Origin of the sequence: Aliiglaciecola sp. 2_MG-2023 (genome assembly GCF_030548145.1) — a bacterium.
GTDB classification, from domain to species: domain Bacteria; phylum Pseudomonadota; class Gammaproteobacteria; order Enterobacterales; family Alteromonadaceae; genus Aliiglaciecola; species Aliiglaciecola lipolytica_A.
Map to the genome: position 1 here is coordinate 174,884 of NZ_JAUORY010000003.1, position 19,683 is coordinate 194,566.

Below are 19,683 nucleotides of genomic sequence, written 5' to 3' on the forward strand. Positions count from 1 at the left end.
TTAGAAAATAGCCGCCCAAATTGGCGGCCTGCAATTAGAAGTAGAACTCCATACTGAGCTGCACAAAATCGTCACGTCGATATTGATAGATAGGCTCTTCAGGCGAGTTACTAGAGAAAAACCAAGCATCAAGTCGCCATTTCCAGCTGTCACTGATACGACTAGATGCTTCGATAAAACCTGAACGACTATTGCTTTCATCTAAGTCTTGTATAATACCAAACAAAATTTCAGTACCATCAATATCATTGTAAACAACACGCGTTCCTAACATTAAATCGTTTTGGGAAGGAGTAAGCAGGGTATTGTCTCGACCGTCATACTGGTATTCCATCAGCCAGCCCAAATCAAATTGGCTATCAAATACACCCACGGTAGTATATTCAAAGCCCCCGACTAAGGCACTGTAATCTTCAGCCGTTGTATTGCGACTTATCCCTTCAAACTTAATTAACCAAGATCCCATCACTGCGAGCAAATCAATACCAGCTTGCTGCATTTGCGGGTAATAAGGTCTAAGCAATGCCGACTCTTCATCTAACTCAGGGACGAGAATAGGTTCCCGAGATGTACCGTCAAAATAGGAAAGGCCTATTTCCCAAATGCCAATTGAATGCTGCCACCGAGCTGCCCAATCGACATTTTTTTCTTCATCACTTGATTCGAATATGGGGTTATCAGTATCAACATTTAAAGCAAACCTAGGTCGCCCATCTAAACCGGCAAAAGTGCGTTCTCGAAAGTAAGGCAGAACGAAAATGGAGGTGGTTCCCCAGTCTTTAATCAACGAAAAGTTAACCATGGGTTGGCCGAGTTTATCTTCTCCATCAATCGCTTCAATTGAATCTGTTTGATTTATAACGTCAACCAAATGTAACGATTCAGTCTGCCCCCAAAATACTTTACCAATGCCCGTACGCATTTCCCAACTGTCACCCACGTGTAACCAGATTAGCTCACGAATATCTCCATGAGTACGTTCATCGTCATTTTGATCAATCCGATAGAAAGGCTTGAAAGAGATGCTGTCGTCACCATCATTGAATGCCTTATAAATCTCGGCCTCACCGTAAACAGAAAAGTTTGCGCGGTCCTGTTCATCGTAGAGTGCATCTTGCAAAAAATAACGCTGTTCAATCACTGCCGAACCACGAATTTCAATATCACTGGCAGCAGAGCTTGAGCCGGCGTATAACAATGCCAGCAACACAAAAGCTGCAGAATTACCTTGCCCGTTTGAGACTATTCTTGTCAAAATCACTGTCCTCTAAGCCCGTTTTAAACTCGATTTGATGAGTAATGAGCTCTGTACTTTTGCCATTTTGCTCATTAAACATCTCAGAGCGCATAGCGCGCCAATATTTATCCAAATATAACTCATACTCACTTAATTCAAGGGTCTTTAATATGCTGTTTTTCTTATCATAATATTCAATTTTGTATGGGATATAACGCTCTTGATCTATCCATACTATTTGTCTTGTATAACCAGAGAATTCATCCACTGGTATTTGCTCTACGATAAACATTTTACGTCCTTGGTAAGATTCATCGCCAACATAGTTAAAGGTATACTTTTCAACTTCAAAAGCCGTCATATCTTCGTAAGCAAATTCACTCCCCATAAAAGGGCCCGATTTATTACGTGAAGAAATACGTTTCACTCGTTTCAAAGCAGGCAGATATATCCACTGATCATCTGGCTCTCGTGCATGGGAAAAGTTTAGAAATGCAGTTCCTTTGACGTCTTTGGGTTCATCAAAAATAGTTAGTGACTTATCACCTCCGTTTAAATTCTCTAGTCCATGCAAACGCATCGCTCGCTCGGTTTCCTGGCCTTGTGAATTGCGCAGAACCATAGTCAGTTCAGCCACTGAATCTTCCCAGCCACGGTCGCGGAGTTTGCGCTCTTTGGCGATTTCTAAGCCTTTTTCCTGTGGCGTTTGTGCTAAGCCTTCTTTGCCGATTGTGCACAAAAATAATAGCGTTAAATAAATACTTAGAGATCTAATGTGCATTTGATTAATTTTCATTGCTGGCTTCCTCAGACAAATTTTGTTTGTCAAACATCAGTAGAAACGCGGGTAAAAACAGGAAATCGATGATTAAAGCTACGACTATAATAATACCTGTTAACAGCCCCATATCAGAGTTTAGTGCAAAGCTAGATAAAGTGAGCACTGCAAACCCTAAAGTTAACACCACAGTTGTAACCCAAAGTGCTTTTCCAACACTTCCGAAGGCATATCTTACTGCATTTTCGGCGCTTTCATTCTGTTGCCGAGCGTGCTGATATTTACTCAAGAAATGAACTGTGTCATCCACTATTATACCTAAAGCCATACTTAATACGACTGACAAGCCCATATTAATTTCGCCAGAATATACGCCCCAAATACCAAAACCAATTGCCGCAGGTAACAGATTGGGGATCAAACTTATGGCTCCCATTTTCCATGATTTCAGCGCATATATTAAAATCACACTTATCAACACTAAAGCCAATAAAGTTCCTCTGAGTAAGCTATTCATATTAGCTTCACCAATATGAGCAAACATCAAATTTTGGCTTCCGGCAGTTAATCTCAAATCAGGCGCATTTTCCTCAATCCACCCATAAGCTTGCTGTTCAAAAGCAGTAATTTCTTTACTGCCTAAGGTTTGCATGGTGACAAAAATTCGGGTTCCCGATTTATCAATATTTAACTGGTTGTTTAGGTCTAAATTAAAAGGTAAGGACATTTCATACAATAGTAAAAACTGAGCTGCTAATTCTTGATTTTCCGGTAAACGATAGTATTCCGGTTTATCTCCGTGCATATTTTTGTTTAACCGTAAATATACGTCACTAATACTTGAAACATTGTCAACTTCTGGTCTTGCTTTTAACCACTGACTAAATTCATAAATTTGTTTTAGTTTTACAGGGTCGTTAATTCCTGATTCTTGATTGGTAAACAAAGCGAAATCGATAGTAGTTATACCGCTTAGCGTTTGTTGTTGATAATCAGCTGCTTTTTTGAACGTTAAATTATCGTCAAAATACTCGATAGGAGTATCGTTTATTTCGTTTAAAAAAGAGGCAAAAATGGAGATTGTTAGAATAATTAAAGTCGTCGGCAGTATACCTCTATGGTGTTTAATTACCCATTCACCTATATTAACAAAATGATTATTTTTATGTTTTATCTCTTTGATTGTTTTTAACGGCATTACCCTTAACAATGAAGGTAAGAAAGTAACCGACAAAATAAACGCAATCATTACACCTATTGCTGTTAATGTTCCTAAATTAGCCAAAGCAGGAACATTTGAAAAATTCAGTGTCAAAAAACCAATTGCCGTTGTTGCGCTGGTGATGAAGATGGGTTTAACGTTCAATTGCATGCTCGTTTGTATTGCTTCTACTTTTCCCCTGCCCTGACGTAACTCGTACAACAAGGAAGCAATAACATGAACACAATCAGCAACGGCTAATGTCATCACTAAAGTAGGCACATTCACTGTAGCGGTAGTTAATTCGACCCCAATCCAACCTCCGATACCTAATGTTGACAAAATTGAGAACAACACAACAAATAAAGTAACAATGGTACCTATTAAAGATCTTAACAATATCCCCAAAACAACAAGAATAACTAAAAACATTAAAGGTACCAGCGTTGCTGCATCATCCTGCGCAACCGTCTTGAATGCATCATTCATAAAAACAATGCCAGTGTGGTAAAACTCATGATTTGGATATAAAGTTTTGTATTTTTCAGTTAATTGAATAACCGAGTTTGCAATCTCTGTAGTCTCTTTGGTTTTGTCTCCATCAGGTAAGTTGACCGTTATAGAAACAAGAGTAACTTTCCCCTTAGTATCGACTAAACGATTGACTAAATTCGGCTCGGTTAGCACGACGCTTTTAACTTTCTGGATCAATTTATCATCGATAGACTCGGGATTTAAAATGAGTTTTTCGACAATCATGTCATCATATTCAGCCCAAGTATGCTGGAAGTTCGCGATAGAATCGACCCGACTGGAAAAGGGAATTTGCCAAGCATCCTCAGTAATCTCAGCAACTAACCTTAATGAATTTTGATTAAATATAGAGCCTTGCTTGGGTGCGATTAGAATATTAGCAGTTTCATTTTTGCTAAATATGGCCTGCATTTCTTCAAAGGCAATTCGTTGGGGATTATCTTTTTCAAAGAAAACAATATAGTCTCCGTTAAACTTGAGTTTTGATACACCCGAGCCACACACAGCTATGAACAAAAGACTTAAGAAAATTGTTAACCAAGGTCTATTTAAAACGATATTCAACCACAAACTGCGCATTTATCATCCTCTAAAGGGGGGTAAGTTGGTCGCTTTGCAAACATACAATATTGGTTGCTAACAATACATCAATATAACGACAAATTCTTGATTCGGTAGATGTATAAGATAATAGTTTACTCCTTCATCAAACACCTAATTTGGCCACCTCAAACGGCATCAATTGCTCGAAAGGGCATTTATTGGTAGTTCCAGTCACGCCAAAAACTCAACTTAAGATATTGTTTATTATAAACTTTACGTCCCCCCTCCCTTTCAAAGACAGTTATTTCAATGATTTTTATCACAGTTTGTTTTGATCTTTTGTTAAAAACATGTAGTATTAATCTCAACTGGTCAGATGAGCGGATGTGTTAACAATGAGTATAAGAACAAGTTTAAAGAAAGTTTTACCCCCAATTTCAGTTACCGAGCAAGAAGCCTTGGATGCTGGTGATGTTTGGATTGAATCGTCAATTTATCAGGGGAAGCCTGACATGCAGGCCTTGAGAGATATTCCGGCGGCAAAGCTAACTAAAGACGAGCAAGCCTTTTTAGATGGGCCGGTTACCGAATTATTGGCAATGGTTGACGATTTTGAATTACAAAATAGCAAACATATTCCAGATGAAATTCTCACTTTCTTAAAAGTGAATAAATTTTTCGCTTTGATTATTCCTAAGAAGTTTGGAGGATTAGAATTTAGTCCTTATGCAAACTCAACGATTGTAGCCACTATTGCTGCGACAAGCGGTGCCATTGCGGTAACCGTTATGGTTCCTAATTCCTTAGGCCCTGGTGAGCTATTAATGCACTATGGTACTGAAGACCAACAAAATCAGTGGTTACCAAAGTTAAGTGTTGGCGAAGATATCCCTTGCTTTGCATTGACTGGCCCTGAAGCGGGTTCCGATGCCGGTGCAATTCCAGATGCGGCATACGTCACTAAAGGCACATGGGAAGGCGAAGAAGTTATTGGCCTAAGTGTTAGTTGGGATAAGCGTTACATTACCTTAGCTCCGATTGCCACAGTACTTGGCCTTGCTTTCAAAGTATTTGATCCAGACCATTTAATTGGTGATTCCCTAGAACTTGGTATCACCTGCGCGCTGATTCCTAAAAGCCATCCAGGTGTGGAGTTAGGTAATCGTCATGATCCAATGGGTGTGCGTTTTTATAATGGTACCACTCGGGGTGAAAACGTATTTATTCCAATGGACTTTATCATTGGTGGCCAAAAGAATATTGGTCGTGGATGGCAAATGTTAGTGGCCTGTTTAGGTGCCGGCCGCGGTATCTCATTGCCTGCTATGGGCGTTGCGACTGCACAAACTGCATTTAAATCTACTGCGGAATATTCGTTCGTACGTGAACAATTTGGTGTACCTATTGGTCGCTTCGAAGGTATTCAAGAAAAACTAGCTGACATTGCTGGAAAAACCTTTGTGTTAGAAGCGATGCGAGTTTTAACAACTGAAGGCCTTGGCTTAGGGCTTAAACCATCGGTTGTCACAGCTATTGCCAAATACCACATGACAGAATTAGGTCGCGATGTACTCAATTCAGCCATGGATGTGCAAGCAGGTAAAGCGATTCAACGTGGTCCTCAAAACACCTTGGCAAATGGATATTCGGCACTACCAATTGCGATAACGGTTGAAGGCGCGAATATTTTAACGCGTAACCTGATGATTTTTGGACAAGGTGCGATGCGTTGCCACCCTTACCTAAAAGAAATGGTTGATTTAATTCACAGTGAAGATAATTCGGCTGATAGCGAATTCAATAAAGTGTTAGGCAAGACGGTTAAATTCAGCGTGGCGAACTCGTTCCGTTCAATGTTGAATAGCTATATACCTTTTGCACGTTCAGCGAAAAGTGCGATGCCTGAAGTGAAAAAGTACGAAAAACGGCTAAATGCACTGTCGGCAAAACTTGCTCCACTGGCTGACCTTTCATTGTTAGTATTAGGCGGTGATCTGAAAAAAGCAGAGCTTTTATCTGCACGTCTAGGTGACATCATGAGCTACACCTATGCTGCCATGGCTGTTGTACGCTTTTATGAGCAAAAAGTGTCTAATCGAGCTGAAGCGTTACCCTACTTCGAGTACGCAATTCAGTGGTGTTTACAGCAAGGTGAACAAGCGCTGGTTAATTTTGTTAACAACTTCCCGAATACTGCTACCCGCGGTTTGATGAGAGTACTAACAAACACTTATAGCTCTTCGGTAAAAGGAATTTCTGATGATTTGGTTCGTCAGCTATCTGCGGCAACTATGCAGCAATCGAGCATTAAGAGCGAATTAACGCATCTAGTGAAATCTAATGTAGGTGATGGAAATTACATTAACGAACAAGCGTTCGATGCAAAACATGCGGCCATGCCTGTTCTGAAGAAGATTCAAAAGCAATTACGTCAAACTCCTGTAGTGCCGGCTTTAACCTTCGAACATATCGTGAATACCTTTGCTGACAAAGGTCTGTTAAGCACTGCTGAAGTTGCTTTAGTTATGGATTACAACGACAAACGTAAATTGGCCGTAAGAGTAGATGAATATACATTTGATTTAGAACTAGTGGATATACATAAAGCGCCCGATTCCCAGCAAGCTGACGCAGCTTAGGCGAATAACCGTTCAAAAAGCAGATAATAATATCTGCTTTTTTTTGCCTAACTTTTACTTAATTTACCCCTCTGATGCAGGATAATTGCTGCATTGATAGCATCGGCCACAAAAAAACGCTACCATCACGGATATCCGTAAAGAATATTGTTTAATCAATATTTAGACACGATCCCCATCACAAACTCAAGATTATATAAGGTTGGATTATACGTAATGGCAAACGAGCGATTAGATAACGATCTTCCTAACATCGTTCTAGATAAAGAAGATAGAGAAGCTTTTCAACGCACAAGAGCGAAAGAAAAAACCAAATCCAAAAAATCAGGCGACTCCAATAAGGAAGATAAAAGTGGTGTTTCGGGTGCTTGGTTATTTTTAGTATTGCTGATTGCATTGGCAGCTTGTGGCGCAAGTTATTGGCTTTACCAACAAAAAATGCAAAGCGATGCTGAATTAGCTAACGCGATTAGTCGTGTAGCAGAATTAGAAAGACGCCTGTCTGCCACAGGTGAAGAAATGGACCAATCGGCTGGTGCACTTAGAGTAACTGTCTCTGAACTAACGGAAAAAACAGATGAGTTATGGGCTCAAATGGACAAGCTTTGGGCCTCAGCTTGGCGCAGAAATCAAACTGACATCAATCAACTTGCTGAAAATGTAAAACAACAAAATAGTCAAACTCAGAAGAAGTTAGGTGTCATGGAAGGTGACTTTTCAACTGTCTCAACTAACTTAGCGATATTACAAGAGCAACTGTCACAACAAGCAAATGAGTTATCGCAACTTAGTACTTTGTTAGCGGAAGTGAAATCTAGCAGTAACAATAGCGCCAGAGAAGTAGGTGATATTCAAGCGAAGCTCGTCGCTCTAGATCAAGTTAATGGCGCATTGACTCGCCGTGTCGCTGAATTAGAAAAATGGCGCAGAGATGCCCAAATCACCACCACGGTTCCCTAATCAATTTGAAATAACTGTGTAGTTAAAAACAAAAGGCTCAATATTTGTAATATTGAGCCTTTTGCTTATAAGTACTGACATTTAAAACTAACAACCCCAACAATATTCACTGGATGATAAAGAGCTACTATTGTCTTTATCCCAGGCTTTTCTTCCGTCACTGTAGAAATAAATATTGCCATCACCGGCTTGAGAAGTGCCAGACACAGGTGTTGCGGTTATCATATAACTGTTTCCCGACGTCGAAACGCTTTCAATAGTTAGGTTATACTTTTTGTTGGCTGCTGGTTCAGATGATGGAGAATAATCATGAAATATAGCTGGTTTCCCCGTATCCGCAGCAGATTCAGCAGCTCCTTTATAACTATAGGTCGACGCTTTATGGCGCTCCATAGCTGCGGCTAAAGCCATTAAATCAGACTGGGCAGCACCTCTGTTGCTGGTTTTTAAAAAACCTTGATAACTTGGATAAGCAATACTGGTGATAATGCCAATTATGGCAACTACTATCATCAACTCAATTAACGTAAAACCCTGATTTAAATTACGTTGCATCATCATTCCTCTTGTCACTCTCTTTCAACTTCAGTTTTCCAACTGTTTTTCAACACTCGTTCGAAACGTCCATAAATATTTTCAGCTAAACACTCAAATGCGGTACCACATGCTATTGGGTCTCCATCCTCATCAACGTCAATCACTGCTGAAGTACATTCAGTACCTAAACACACCACAGGTGTCGTAATATCTTCTATTAGAATTTTAGTCTCAGGCGCGATACCCGTTTGTTGCAGTTGTGCATATCTGTCTTCATTGGACAAGTCGTCATCATAATTCAAATCAGTTACTGCGTTAGCATTGACTAGATTAACTAGATAAGCACGACTGTTCCCTGTGGGAGGTGCACAGGCGCTATCACTTGCTGACGCGGGTAAGTAGGTGGTGAAAAACAACTTATAATCAATAATTAGTGGCGAGGCTAATACCTTTTCACCACCAGCTCCTAGGGTTAAATACCAACCGTGTTTACTGGCGAACTCTGATGTTGCAATTTCCTTAACGGTATCATCGCTAGAGGTCAATGTATGAGCAGTGGCATCAAATAAATCTGAAATCAGATAGGGTGTTGCTGGTAAGGTATAATTACCATCTTCATCAAGATTAAAAACACCTTCGTCTTTAATCATGTAAAAGTGATCCTGAATTACACTATTTAGCGGTTTAGCTCGAAAGCCTGAACCAACAGCCACAGCGTAAAAGTGATCATTACCGAGGTTGATTTCTGACACATCAGGACCATAAAAGAAGCGTCTATTATCAGCCGCTGCATCGCCACCAAATTTGGCCATTACAGCTCCAGTTACAAGCTCGCTTACACCACTACCATTATGTATATCTAGTCTGAACAGTTGACCGCCCATATCAGCAACATACATATGATCTGCAACACCATCCCCTTCCCTGTCAATCACAGATACTCGAGCAGGAATACTGTACTGCATATCAGTAAGCACTAGATCTGCATCAGCATTACTCGCACTCCAAATCAAACTGCCAGTATCAGCGTCTACCATATAGACCGCGTTACCAACAGAATCAGCACTGCGAATTTCTTTATCGTCTTGCGACTCATCATAGCCACCAGCAAAAATTAAAACATCTTTAGTGGTAGAACCTATTTTCACTTTAGTAACAGTAGGCCTTGACCAACTTTGTCCTAACTTTTCAAAGCCAGTGCTACCACCACTAATTTCAAATTTCAGTGCAGGTTGGGTTTTATTGGTAATATCGAATGCATAATAATTGCGACCACCTCTGCGCATTCCTACATAAAGATAAATACTGTCGTCAACATTGCGTAAGACCATATCGCCATCTAAACCATAAATATGATTATAAGATGAGCCGTCTTTATATAAATCATACTGATTAGTTAACAGCTCTTTGGGCATAACCGCAAAGTTTTCACTGCCCGAACTTGGATCAAATGAATGCAATAAACCGTGGTTAGTAGCGACTAAAATTGCACTATCTGTGGATGAATAATTAACGATAATAGGCTGAGAATGAATCGGGTCTCCCATAGCCAAGCGAATATCAGTGTAGTCGCCGTCCCCATCTTCATCTCTAACATCTACGCCGCGTACCCATTTAAGAATATCCGTACGCAGTTCATCCGCATCAGGTAAGGCTGAAATAGCTAAGTCATCTTTACTAATATTAGAATTACTTTCATGTATTTGATTCGCATCAACGGCTATAGAACCGGTACCTTCAAACGCATATATATTGCGCGTCAGATTCATTCTGCTTGCCGCACCACCTTCTCTAACGTCATTACCATCGGCTAATACAGACCAGTAGCTATGCGCATTTTCAGAAAAGAAACCAGTACCTTCATCTACTGCCTCTATACCATTTTGATCTAAAACTTGATCACCGTCGATGCGATAACGTTTCAAGTTTCCAGGCCATATAGCGCCTTCTGAAGGTTTAAATAAAGCAAAATAAAGCTCATCATTGTGGGTCAAGCGATTTAGCTGGTTAACCGCAACACCAGGAGACACGAAGGTCGTATTAACATCTTTAACCGTTTTTAAAATTGATGAGAAAGCGGTAACTAAATCAGCGGAATTATCGGCTTCATAGAAACCTCCGCCACCATTGATAGCGAGTTGGTTTAAAAAAGCACTGGCACTGCTGCTGGTGGCAAACCCAATGGTGTGTGTGATAATTCGAGTATCGATGACAGAGTCACCCAAATCACCGATATTTTTGACCAAATCTACACCGCATTTCTCACCACCACTTCCGGAGCAATTTTTCCCTAGCAAAGCCTCAATTTTTGACTCGCTGTGATTGTAGTTTGCTTCACCATCAGAGAGTAAAACAATATGGTTATTGGTCTGACATTGCTGATCTTGAATCGGCGTATCGTATACCGCACCTGAAGGTATGTACTCACCAACACAATAGCTAGAACTTAAATTATCTTCAGTACATCCATATGGAAGCACTGAATTATCGCCGATATAAGACAACCGGTGACTGACACGAGTGCTTCTGCGCACAGAAGATGACACTGAACTAGGACCACGTTGTAAGCCATAATCTACCGCTCGACCACCGTAATAATTTGTAGCCTCTAATAATGTATCAACTATGGGGGTATAACCATTTGCGGTTAATTCATCCACTTTACCAATCAAGTGCTCTCTTACCGTTGAGGTACTTCCTGGTGTAGATAACCCTTCATATTCAACCACTAAAACGGGAGCTGCAGAGGGTTTACCATTATATGAGTAGGCACCTCTAACACCGGTGATATCAGACACCACAAAGGACATATCATTCCCCGACTCCCAATCCCCTCGATTAACTAACTCCTGCACAATAGAAGACAAGTCTGGGGTTTCATAAGTGTAGTTCTTGTACCAACTTGGAATGCTTCCCCAGGTCACAGACGCCGAAGTTTTAGGGTCGTTTCGCAAGCGATACCTTGAATAATATTTAAAGTTACCAGGGTCGGCTTGATTAATACCTTTAATAACAAAAGAGGCACCACTGCCTGTGCGGTTTTGATATGCTGTAAAACGAATATAAGCGTTAGTGATTATTGCATTTTGTGGTAGTGCTAAGCTTCTAAATCGCATACCTACATAAGCGTTATAAGACGGATTGAAAGTTAACTCTGTCCCCGTAGATTCATAACCATTAGTGCGTTCTTCAGCATTATCATCGTTAGAAGCAACTTGATAAGTACTCGAGCCTCTCACGCAGCCGGGTGATGAAGAACTGTCATAGGCGACCACCAGTTGCACGCCCGAGCCCGAACCATCTTCAAAGGATTCGATTTTTCGGTTACTTGAACTATCCACACTTGAGCCTTCAATAATGACATTTAAGTCGTTTTGACCACACCACGTAGTTTGATCAATCACTTCTTGTATTACGTTGGTTATATCTGGTGAAGATATGGTTTGGCCGGCCAATGGCCAACTATTGTCGCTACTCCAATCGACCTCATTTGAAGTTAAAGTACGGGTGGAAATATCGAAACTATTACTATTAAAAGCAGTAGCATCAGGGACCCTTTCCGCGCGTATTTTAAAAGTAGTAGCTGAAGTATTTAGCTGTGCTGAGGTAAAACGCAAATAAGCGTTGGTAATAGTCGCGCCTTGAGGAATATTGAGCTCTTGAAAACGAAAACCACTGCTAACCACCTCAGTTCCATATGAAAGCCGGATTTCAGAACTAGTCCGGTTTACACTACCCAGTATTTCATAGGCGTCATCATTGCCCTCAATTATCGTTTTGGTTAGCACCGGTAAAACACTGGAGTCTATTTGGCTCACTGGATAGAGTACGGGGCCACCGTAATCGGAAAAGCGCATTAAACCTGCATTAATATTGGTTACCGAGCCTAAGGTCTCTTTTAACGCATTTTGAACCCGCAACATCCGCGTTTCATCTGTACCATCCTTTGAGTCCATACTGCCTGAGGTATCCATAATGAACAGTACGTTGGGATAATATTCAACAGCAGCATCAGAACTGCCTAAATAAATTTCTAAATCATCAGCAAATGCTGAAAACATAATCATGCTCGACAATATGCAAGCTAAACCAGAATGCAGCGCTTTTTTAATAGACATAAATACAACCTCGCTATTGTGACGCTGGCGCAAAAACGGATGCACTTAACGTATTAGCCACAGCAAACTTGGATCCTTCCATCCTTCCGCAACCTTTAATGATAAAAACATGACAATTAATGTTACTGCCACCAATAACATTGCTCGATCCTAAACACGCACGTTCTGCAATAAAGGCTGTTCTAGACCAACTGGAAATGGCCGGATTATCATCGTATAGACCTTCAGCAACATGAACAGTATTAGTAGTCAGCCCATTGGCGGCGGTGACTGCGCGGTTTGTCCAATCGTCGTCATTGAAACAACTCATGTCATCATTAACCAAATCCACAGCGTCTCCCATTCTGGCTTGAGATAAGGGATCAAGTTTATCAGGATCAGAAAGTAACACTTCATCTTCAGATTCGAACACCACCCCAGCAATTGCAGATTCTGCTGCATCAAAAGCTAAAGATTGTTTCTCCATTGATACCGCCATTTTGTTTTGCATTAAACTACTGGATACTGAAGCCACACCAAGAACGGTTAAGCTCATTAACACCAATAGTGCAAATACCATAACTAAACCATGTTGTTTCATACTTTTATACTTCGCATTAGGTTCTTTGCATTTCGTAACGTAATTGTGGTTTCAAACAATTTAAACAGACGATTCTCGCTAGGAGAAATGGCTGTCTCATTTAATAATTTGAAACTCGGCACTGAATTTAAAAACACTTCAGCGTCACCTTTAATCAATACAGCAATTCGAATAGCCACAACTTGACCATTATCAGCTAAAATTGCAGGCAGTTGGTCGGCAGTAACGTAACTTACTGGCCGCGCAGAGTTGTCGCCAGTTAACAAATTATTGGTGTAACCGTATTGAACTTGAAAGCTTTCGACTTCATCCAGTAGGATCACTGGGGAATGTCCATCGTGTCCTACGGCCACTTTTTGTCCCCGTAACACACGTCCATCAAATCCCCTGCACTTTAGGGTTTTACCATCAACAAAATATTCGTTAACAACGAAAAACTCTTCATCATCGGCATATCCTAATTTATAACCACGACAATCCGTCTTCCCTTGCATTGCTACAGCTACTTTGTCACTCGCTCCTGACGCCCCTTGGGCAGAACCAACATCATCAAAAGCAGCAAAATCCCCAGGCAGAATAACGGGGTGGTTTCTAACAAATGCACTTTCTAAGACAATATCTTGATCGGTATTTAATGCGGGGTCTAAGATGTCGTATAAACCCGACATTAGAAGTTCGTTACGCAAACGGGTAATAATAAAGCGTCCACTTTCTTGGGTAGACGACAAAGAACGGTTCAAACGTTCAGTCAAACTGTTGCTGACTAAAACTTGAATAATGGCGCCGGTAATCAGTAGTCCAAGCGCCAAGGTGATCATAATTTCGACTAAACTAAAACCACCTTGAGAACGATTAAATGCCCTCATAACAGCACATCCAACTTAACGCAATCACGAGCTTCATCATCTTCCGATTCACACTCGTCATTTAAGGTTCGATCAATATTTTTCCAATTTTCCACCGGCCAAGATAAAAGAATGCTCACTCTTGAACCTGTGCTGCACGCCTCGCCATCAAGAGCATTGTTATCTTGACAACTAACTGCCAAGGTTACCGATGGATTCGATGACACCGCCGAACAAGATGCTTCGTAACCATCATAAACAGCAAATTGAGCCGCAGAACATTGTCCACCCGCACAATCAGGTATCGCCGCCGGTTTAGTTAAACAGAAACAGTTATAATCCGAAGCTGTACTAGCACATGAAAGGTTATTAAAATTATACACATCGCTATCAAAGTAGTTTTCATCAACCACCAAACCATCACCAATTAGAGACATTCTAGCACTGGCTCTGAGCCTCTCACTTAGTTGCTGAGCAACCATTACCGATTGTGAACGGTTTAACGCGTCAGAATTAGAAAAAGAACTGATAAACTGCAAAGAAGCCACACCCAGTATGCCAATTGACAATATAAATAGCGTCACTAACACTTCAATCATACCTACGCCATGTTGACGCAAATAAATCTGTTGATTAGTTTTGCTATTGATCACACCCATTCCTCAATTCTCGTTTATCTTGCCGAATTTAAGTTATCTGCAGCACCTAGTATAGCCAGTAACCTTGCTTCCTAAGGAAAGACTTGCTTGATGGTAGTAAATTTAGCCTATTTGACACAAGTTTTGGTTATCGTAAGTACGGCTTAGGTATGAAAATGAGGTAGTAAAGTATAATTTTGAGAGCGTTATAAAGCGGAGGTATTCAACAAAGACAGCCATATTAAGAAAAATTAAGGCTGCCTTCGTTATGCTTTTCAATACCTTAATAAAAAGGAAAAATTAAAATAGTTGCCCAACCGAAAAGCAAATTGGCGCTTAAAACAGAAATTATATTTGACGTACTCTGAGCTCTTTAGGTACAGCAAACTCTATATTTTCTTCACGACCAGGACGTTCGTGTGCTTGTTTAGCGCCCCAACTAAGAAGTTTATCGATAACTTCCTTAACTAAAACTTCAGGCGCGGAAGCACCTGCGGTTACGCCGATATTTTTAGCGCCATCGAGCCATTCTTTTTGAATGCATTCAGCACTGTCGATTAAATGTGCTTGTGCGCCGATTTTTTCAGCAAGTTCACGAAGGCGGTTTGAATTAGAACTATTTTGCGCACCAACAACAAGCAATACATCACAGTCTGCCGATAGCTCTCTGACCGCATCTTGTCGATTTTGAGTGGCATAACAAATATCGTCTTTGCGCGGGCCTTCGATGGCAGGAAACTTTTCCCGAAGGGCATCAATCACATCCGCTGTATCATCAACTGAAAGTGTTGTTTGACTGCAGTAATACAACTTTTGAGGGTTCTTCACTGGCACATTGGCAACGTCATCCACCGACTCCACCAGATAAATTCCACCAGCATCGTTATTGTACTGCCCCATAGTCCCCTCAACTTCAGGGTGTCCTTGGTGACCTATTAGGATACATTCAGTGCCTTTTTTACTAGCGCGCATGACTTCCATGTGTACTTTGGTAACCAGTGGACAAGTTGCGTCAAACACTTTTAAACCGCGTTTATCCGCTTCATTGCGCACCGCTTGAGATACACCATGAGCAGAGAAAATAACGATACTATCATCGGGAACTTCATTTAATTCATCAACAAACTTGGCACCACGTTGTTTCAATCCATCGACCACAAATTTATTATGGACGACCTCATGGCGTACATATATTGGCGGCGCAAAGATTTCTAACGCTCTTTCAACGATAGTGATCGCGCGGTCAACACCGGCACAGAAACCTCTTGGATTGGCTAAATGAATCTGCATAAGTTACACACTTAGCTTACGCTAAGAATCTCCACATCAAAAATTACCGTTTGACCGGCCAATGGGTGATTAAAATCGACAGTTACTGAGTCTCCAGCGACATCGCGAATAATTCCCGGAATTTCACTGCCATCTGGCTGACTAAAAGCAATGATAGCGCCCACTTCAATAGGAGTCTCAGCAGAAAAACGAGATTTATCCATATGGTGAATATTATCAGGATTAGGCATGCCAAAGGCTTCATCCGCTTGTAAGGTAAATGCCTTTTTATCACCTTCTTTCAAACCCAATAAGCAGGATTCAAAATTAGCAGTCAAACTGCCATCACCCATTTGCAGCTTAGCAGGTTTATTATTCACCCGAGTGCTATCTGCAGCTGAGCCATCAGACAATTTAAGATCAAAATGCATTAGCACCTCACTGGATTGATTAATTTCCAGCATTATCTGTTTCTCCATCTTTTTCTTTATTCTTAAACATATCAACAATTAGTAAAAATGCGCCCAAACAAATCGCGCTATCAGCGACATTAAATACCGGCCACTCATACTGTTGATAATAAACATGTAAAAAGTCGACTACGTAACCATACATAATACGATCGTAAACATTGCCAAGTGCACCACCTAGAATTAAACAAAATGCAACGGGCAACATAATTTGATGTTTTTTGGCACCTTTTAACCAACGCAAAATTACCACACTTACGGCTATCGCTATGCCAGTGAACATCCATCTTTGCCAGCCACTTGCATCATTGAGAAAACTAAATGCTGCGCCATAATTACGTGTATGAGTTAGATTGAAAAAAGGAGTAATTTGAATGGATTGATACAACTCCATTGCAGCTAGCACTGCATGCTTACTCCACTGATCTAGCACTAAGGTTAAAACAGTAAGCCATAAAAAACGTAATCCGGTTTGAGAGAATAAATTAAGCATATTGTCTCGACTCACCAGCACCTTCTACATTGTCTACGCAACGATGACACAACTCAGGATGAGTTTGGTCAGTACCTACATCTGCTCGATGGTGCCAACAGCGAACACACTTGGCATCCTCTGATTTTACAATCTCCAACCATAAATCGGCGATTTCAGTGCCAATTGCGTTGTCAGGCTTAGTTGAAGCTTCGACTACTTTCGCTGTGGAGGTAATCAACACAAAACGCAATTCATCTTGCAATTGTAAAAGCTTAGCGGCTAATTCTTTGCCTGCATACAGGGTCACTTGAGCTTCAAGTGAAGCACCTAATTTACCCTCTTTTCGCTGTTGCTCTAAAGCTCTATTTACCTGCTCTTTGACTGCAAGTACCTGTAACCAAAAAGCATTATCGAAGCTACCAGCGCTAGATTGTTTCGGTAAACCATCGTACCAAGTACCAGTAAACACGAATTCGTCACGTTTACCTGGCATTTCCTGCCACAGCTCTTGTGCAGTAAAGCTAGTAATGGGTGCCATCCAGCGTACTAATGCTTCAACAATGTGGTACAACGCGGTTTGACAAGAACGTCTAGCATGTCCATCTGCCTTAGCAGTGTACTGACGGTCTTTAATGATATCTAAGTAGAAACTACCTAATTCAATCGAACAAAACTGCATCATTTTTTGGCTTACAACCAATAAATCATACTTTTCGTAAGCTTGAATAATGTCATTTTGAATTTCTGCAGCACGTCCAACCGCCCATTTATCCAGTTCAACCAACTCATCAAAAGGCACTAAATCTGTTTCCGGATTAAAGCCATTCAAGTTAGCTAGAAGGAATCTCGCGGTATTACGTATACGGCGATAGGAATCCGCTGAACGTTTTAAAATTTCATCCGATACTGCAATTTCACTGCGATAATCGGTAGAGGCAACCCACAAGCGCAAAATGTCCGCGCCTAATTTATTAATCACTTCCTGTGGAGCGACGGTGTTACCGATAGACTTTGACATCTTCTTACCTTCACCATCAACGGTAAAGCCATGAGTTAACACTTGCTTGTATGGAGCATGTCCTTTTTCAGCCACACTGGTCATCAATGATGACATAAACCATCCGCGGTGTTGGTCTGAGCCTTCAAGATATAAATCAGCTGAAGCAGGAATATCATCTCTACTGTCCACCACAAAGTGATGAGTGACACCTGAATCGAACCATACATCTAAGGTATCTGGAACTTTTACAAACTCTGTTGCGTCGTCACCCAAAAACGCCTGAGTGTCGATGTCCCACCAAGCTTGGATCCCACTTTTTTCAACTAACTTCGCTACTTTTTCCAATAGTTCATCGGTATTTGGATGCAGTTCACCGGTATCTTTATGAACAAATAAAGCGATTGGCACGCCCCACGTACGTTGGCGTGAGATACACCAATCAGGACGTCCTTCGACCATACTCTCTATTCGGCTTTGCCCCCATTCTGGTATCCATTGGGTTTTCGCGATTTCGGCCAAAGATTGTTGACGTAACCCATTTTTGTCCATGCTGATAAACCATTGGGGAGTTGCACGGAAAATAATTGGCGTTTTGTGACGCCAGCAATGAGGGTAACTATGCGTATAAGCATGATGGTGAACCAAAGCTTTGCGCTCCACTAACACATCAACAATATGAGAGTTAGCTTTTAGTACGTGCTCGCCTTCAAACAATTCAGTGCCAGGCAAATATACACCGTTTGCACCCACTGGATTAGCGACTTCTAAACCGTACTTTGCACCAACGTTAAAATCGTCGACACCATGACCAGGCGCTGTATGTACACAACCAGTACCGGACTCAGTGGTAACATGGTCACCTAAAATAATAGGTACCGTAAAGTCGTAAAATGGATGCCATATATGTTGATTTTCTAATGCATCACCATGGCAATAACCTAACGCGTGATAATGTTCAATGCCAAAACGGTCCATACAAGAACTAACCAAATCGGACGCTATCACCAATCTTTCAGGCTTATCACCCTCAACTTGCACTAAGGTATACTCAAGTTGCGGACTCACACAAACAGCTCTGTTGGCAGGTAACGTCCATGGTGTTGTCGTCCAGATAACCACTGAAACGGGACCTTCTCCCACGTGATTTTCTGGATGTTTAAAGGCTTCTGCTATGGCGTCTTGATCTTGCGCACTAAAACGCACATCAATCGAAGGTGACTGTTTGTCTTGATATTCAACTTCCGCTTCAGCTAGAGCCGAACCACAGTCAGTACACCAATGAACAGGTTTAAAGCCTTTTTCCATATGACCTGAACGCACTATACCGCCAAGTGCCCGAATGATGTCGGCCTCTGAGGTAAAGTCCATTGTTTTATAGGGTCTGTCCCATTCGCCTAAAACACCAAGGCGAATAAAATCACTTTTTTGTCCGGCTATTTGACGTTCAGCATACTCGCGACATTTTTGTCTGAATTCAGCTGCAGTGACCTTCTTACCTGGTTTGCCTACCTTTTTTTCAACTTGTAGTTCAATAGGCAGACCATGACAGTCCCACCCAGGCACATAAGGCGCATCAAAGTCAGATAGAGTCTTAGATTTAACAATAACGTCTTTAAGAATTTTATTTACCGCATGACCGATGTGAATATCACCATTCGCATATGGAGGGCCGTCATGCAAAATAAAAGGTGTTTTGCCTTTTTTAGCATCGCGAATAGCATGGTAAAGTTTTTTCTGAGTCCATTGCTTCAGCATTTGCGGTTCCCGATTAGCCAAATTTCCGCGCATTGGGAAGTCTGTTTCGGGTAAATTTAACGTATGTTTATAATCGCTCATTGAGGCTAAAATCCAATTCTTAA

14 protein-coding genes are annotated in these 19,683 nt (G+C 41.1%); 2 read left to right on the forward strand and 12 right to left on the reverse strand.

Annotated elements, in window-relative coordinates; translation table 11 throughout:
- Positions 1-34: 34 nt before the first annotated feature.
- The 3 genes from Q4567_RS04640 to Q4567_RS04650 are packed head-to-tail and all read right to left on the reverse strand — an operon-like array spanning position 35 to position 4,329.
- Positions 35-1,255 carry a hypothetical protein gene (locus Q4567_RS04640; RefSeq protein WP_303499549.1) on the reverse strand — a complete coding sequence of 407 codons (1,221 nt, stop codon included), beginning with the start codon at positions 1,253-1,255 and terminating at the stop codon, positions 35-37.
- Positions 1,224-2,033: an outer membrane lipoprotein-sorting protein gene (locus Q4567_RS04645; RefSeq protein WP_303499551.1), complete on the reverse strand. Its 810-nt coding sequence runs from the start codon at positions 2,031-2,033 to the stop codon at positions 1,224-1,226. The genes Q4567_RS04640 and Q4567_RS04645 overlap by 32 nt, the downstream gene beginning before the upstream one ends.
- Positions 2,023-4,329: an RND family transporter gene (locus Q4567_RS04650; RefSeq protein ID WP_303499552.1), complete on the reverse strand. Its 2,307-nt coding sequence runs from the start codon at positions 4,327-4,329 to the stop codon at positions 2,023-2,025. The genes Q4567_RS04645 and Q4567_RS04650 overlap by 11 nt, the downstream gene beginning before the upstream one ends.
- Before the next feature lie 359 nt (positions 4,330-4,688).
- Here Q4567_RS04650 and Q4567_RS04655 point away from each other — a divergent pair, with 359 nt between their 5' ends.
- Entirely contained in the window at positions 4,689-6,932 is a 2,244-nt protein-coding gene (locus Q4567_RS04655) for an acyl-CoA dehydrogenase (RefSeq protein ID WP_303499553.1), read from the forward strand.
- Positions 6,933-7,148: 216 nt separating this feature from the next.
- Positions 7,149-7,892 carry a hypothetical protein gene (locus Q4567_RS04660; RefSeq protein WP_216049981.1) on the forward strand — a complete coding sequence of 248 codons (744 nt, stop codon included), beginning with the start codon at positions 7,149-7,151 and terminating at the stop codon, positions 7,890-7,892.
- 87 nt (positions 7,893-7,979) lie between these two features.
- On the opposite strand, the gene Q4567_RS04665 is transcribed toward Q4567_RS04660, so the two are convergent.
- The 9 genes from Q4567_RS04665 to ileS all read right to left on the reverse strand — a co-directional run bounded on the left by Q4567_RS04665 (position 7,980) and on the right by ileS (position 19,660).
- The gene (locus tag Q4567_RS04665) at positions 7,980-8,447 is read right to left on the reverse strand and encodes a type IV pilin protein (RefSeq protein WP_216049980.1); all 468 of its coding nucleotides are present in this window, start codon (positions 8,445-8,447) and stop codon (positions 7,980-7,982) included.
- Between the two features lie 14 nt (positions 8,448-8,461).
- On the reverse strand, positions 8,462-12,547 hold the full coding sequence (locus tag Q4567_RS04670; protein WP_303499554.1) for a PilC/PilY family type IV pilus protein: 4,086 nt from the start codon (positions 12,545-12,547) through the stop codon (positions 8,462-8,464).
- Between the two features lie 13 nt (positions 12,548-12,560).
- Positions 12,561-13,127 (reverse strand): PilX N-terminal domain-containing pilus assembly protein, encoded by a 567-nt coding sequence (locus tag Q4567_RS04675; RefSeq protein WP_216049978.1) that lies wholly within the window; start codon positions 13,125-13,127, stop codon positions 12,561-12,563.
- A complete protein-coding gene (locus Q4567_RS04680; protein ID WP_216049977.1) occupies positions 13,124-13,993 on the reverse strand; it encodes a PilW family protein in 870 nt (289 codons plus the stop codon). Before Q4567_RS04680 ends, Q4567_RS04675 begins: the two co-directional genes overlap by 4 nt.
- The gene (gene pilV / locus Q4567_RS04685) at positions 13,990-14,625 is read right to left on the reverse strand and encodes a type IV pilus modification protein PilV (protein WP_303499556.1); all 636 of its coding nucleotides are present in this window, start codon (positions 14,623-14,625) and stop codon (positions 13,990-13,992) included. Before pilV ends, Q4567_RS04680 begins: the two co-directional genes overlap by 4 nt.
- Before the next feature lie 333 nt (positions 14,626-14,958).
- Positions 14,959-15,900 (reverse strand): 4-hydroxy-3-methylbut-2-enyl diphosphate reductase, encoded by a 942-nt coding sequence (gene ispH / locus Q4567_RS04690; protein WP_216049975.1) that lies wholly within the window; start codon positions 15,898-15,900, stop codon positions 14,959-14,961.
- A gap of 11 nt (positions 15,901-15,911) precedes the next feature.
- Positions 15,912-16,343, reverse strand: a complete 432-nt coding sequence (gene fkpB, locus Q4567_RS04695) for an FKBP-type peptidyl-prolyl cis-trans isomerase (protein WP_216049974.1) — start codon at positions 16,341-16,343, stop codon at positions 15,912-15,914.
- Positions 16,330-16,842, reverse strand: a complete 513-nt coding sequence (lspA, locus tag Q4567_RS04700) for a signal peptidase II (RefSeq protein WP_216049973.1) — start codon at positions 16,840-16,842, stop codon at positions 16,330-16,332. Before lspA ends, fkpB begins: the two co-directional genes overlap by 14 nt.
- On the reverse strand, positions 16,835-19,660 hold the full coding sequence (gene ileS, locus Q4567_RS04705) for an isoleucine--tRNA ligase (protein WP_216049972.1): 2,826 nt from the start codon (positions 19,658-19,660) through the stop codon (positions 16,835-16,837). The genes lspA and ileS overlap by 8 nt, the downstream gene beginning before the upstream one ends.
- Positions 19,661-19,683: the final 23 nt, after the last annotated feature.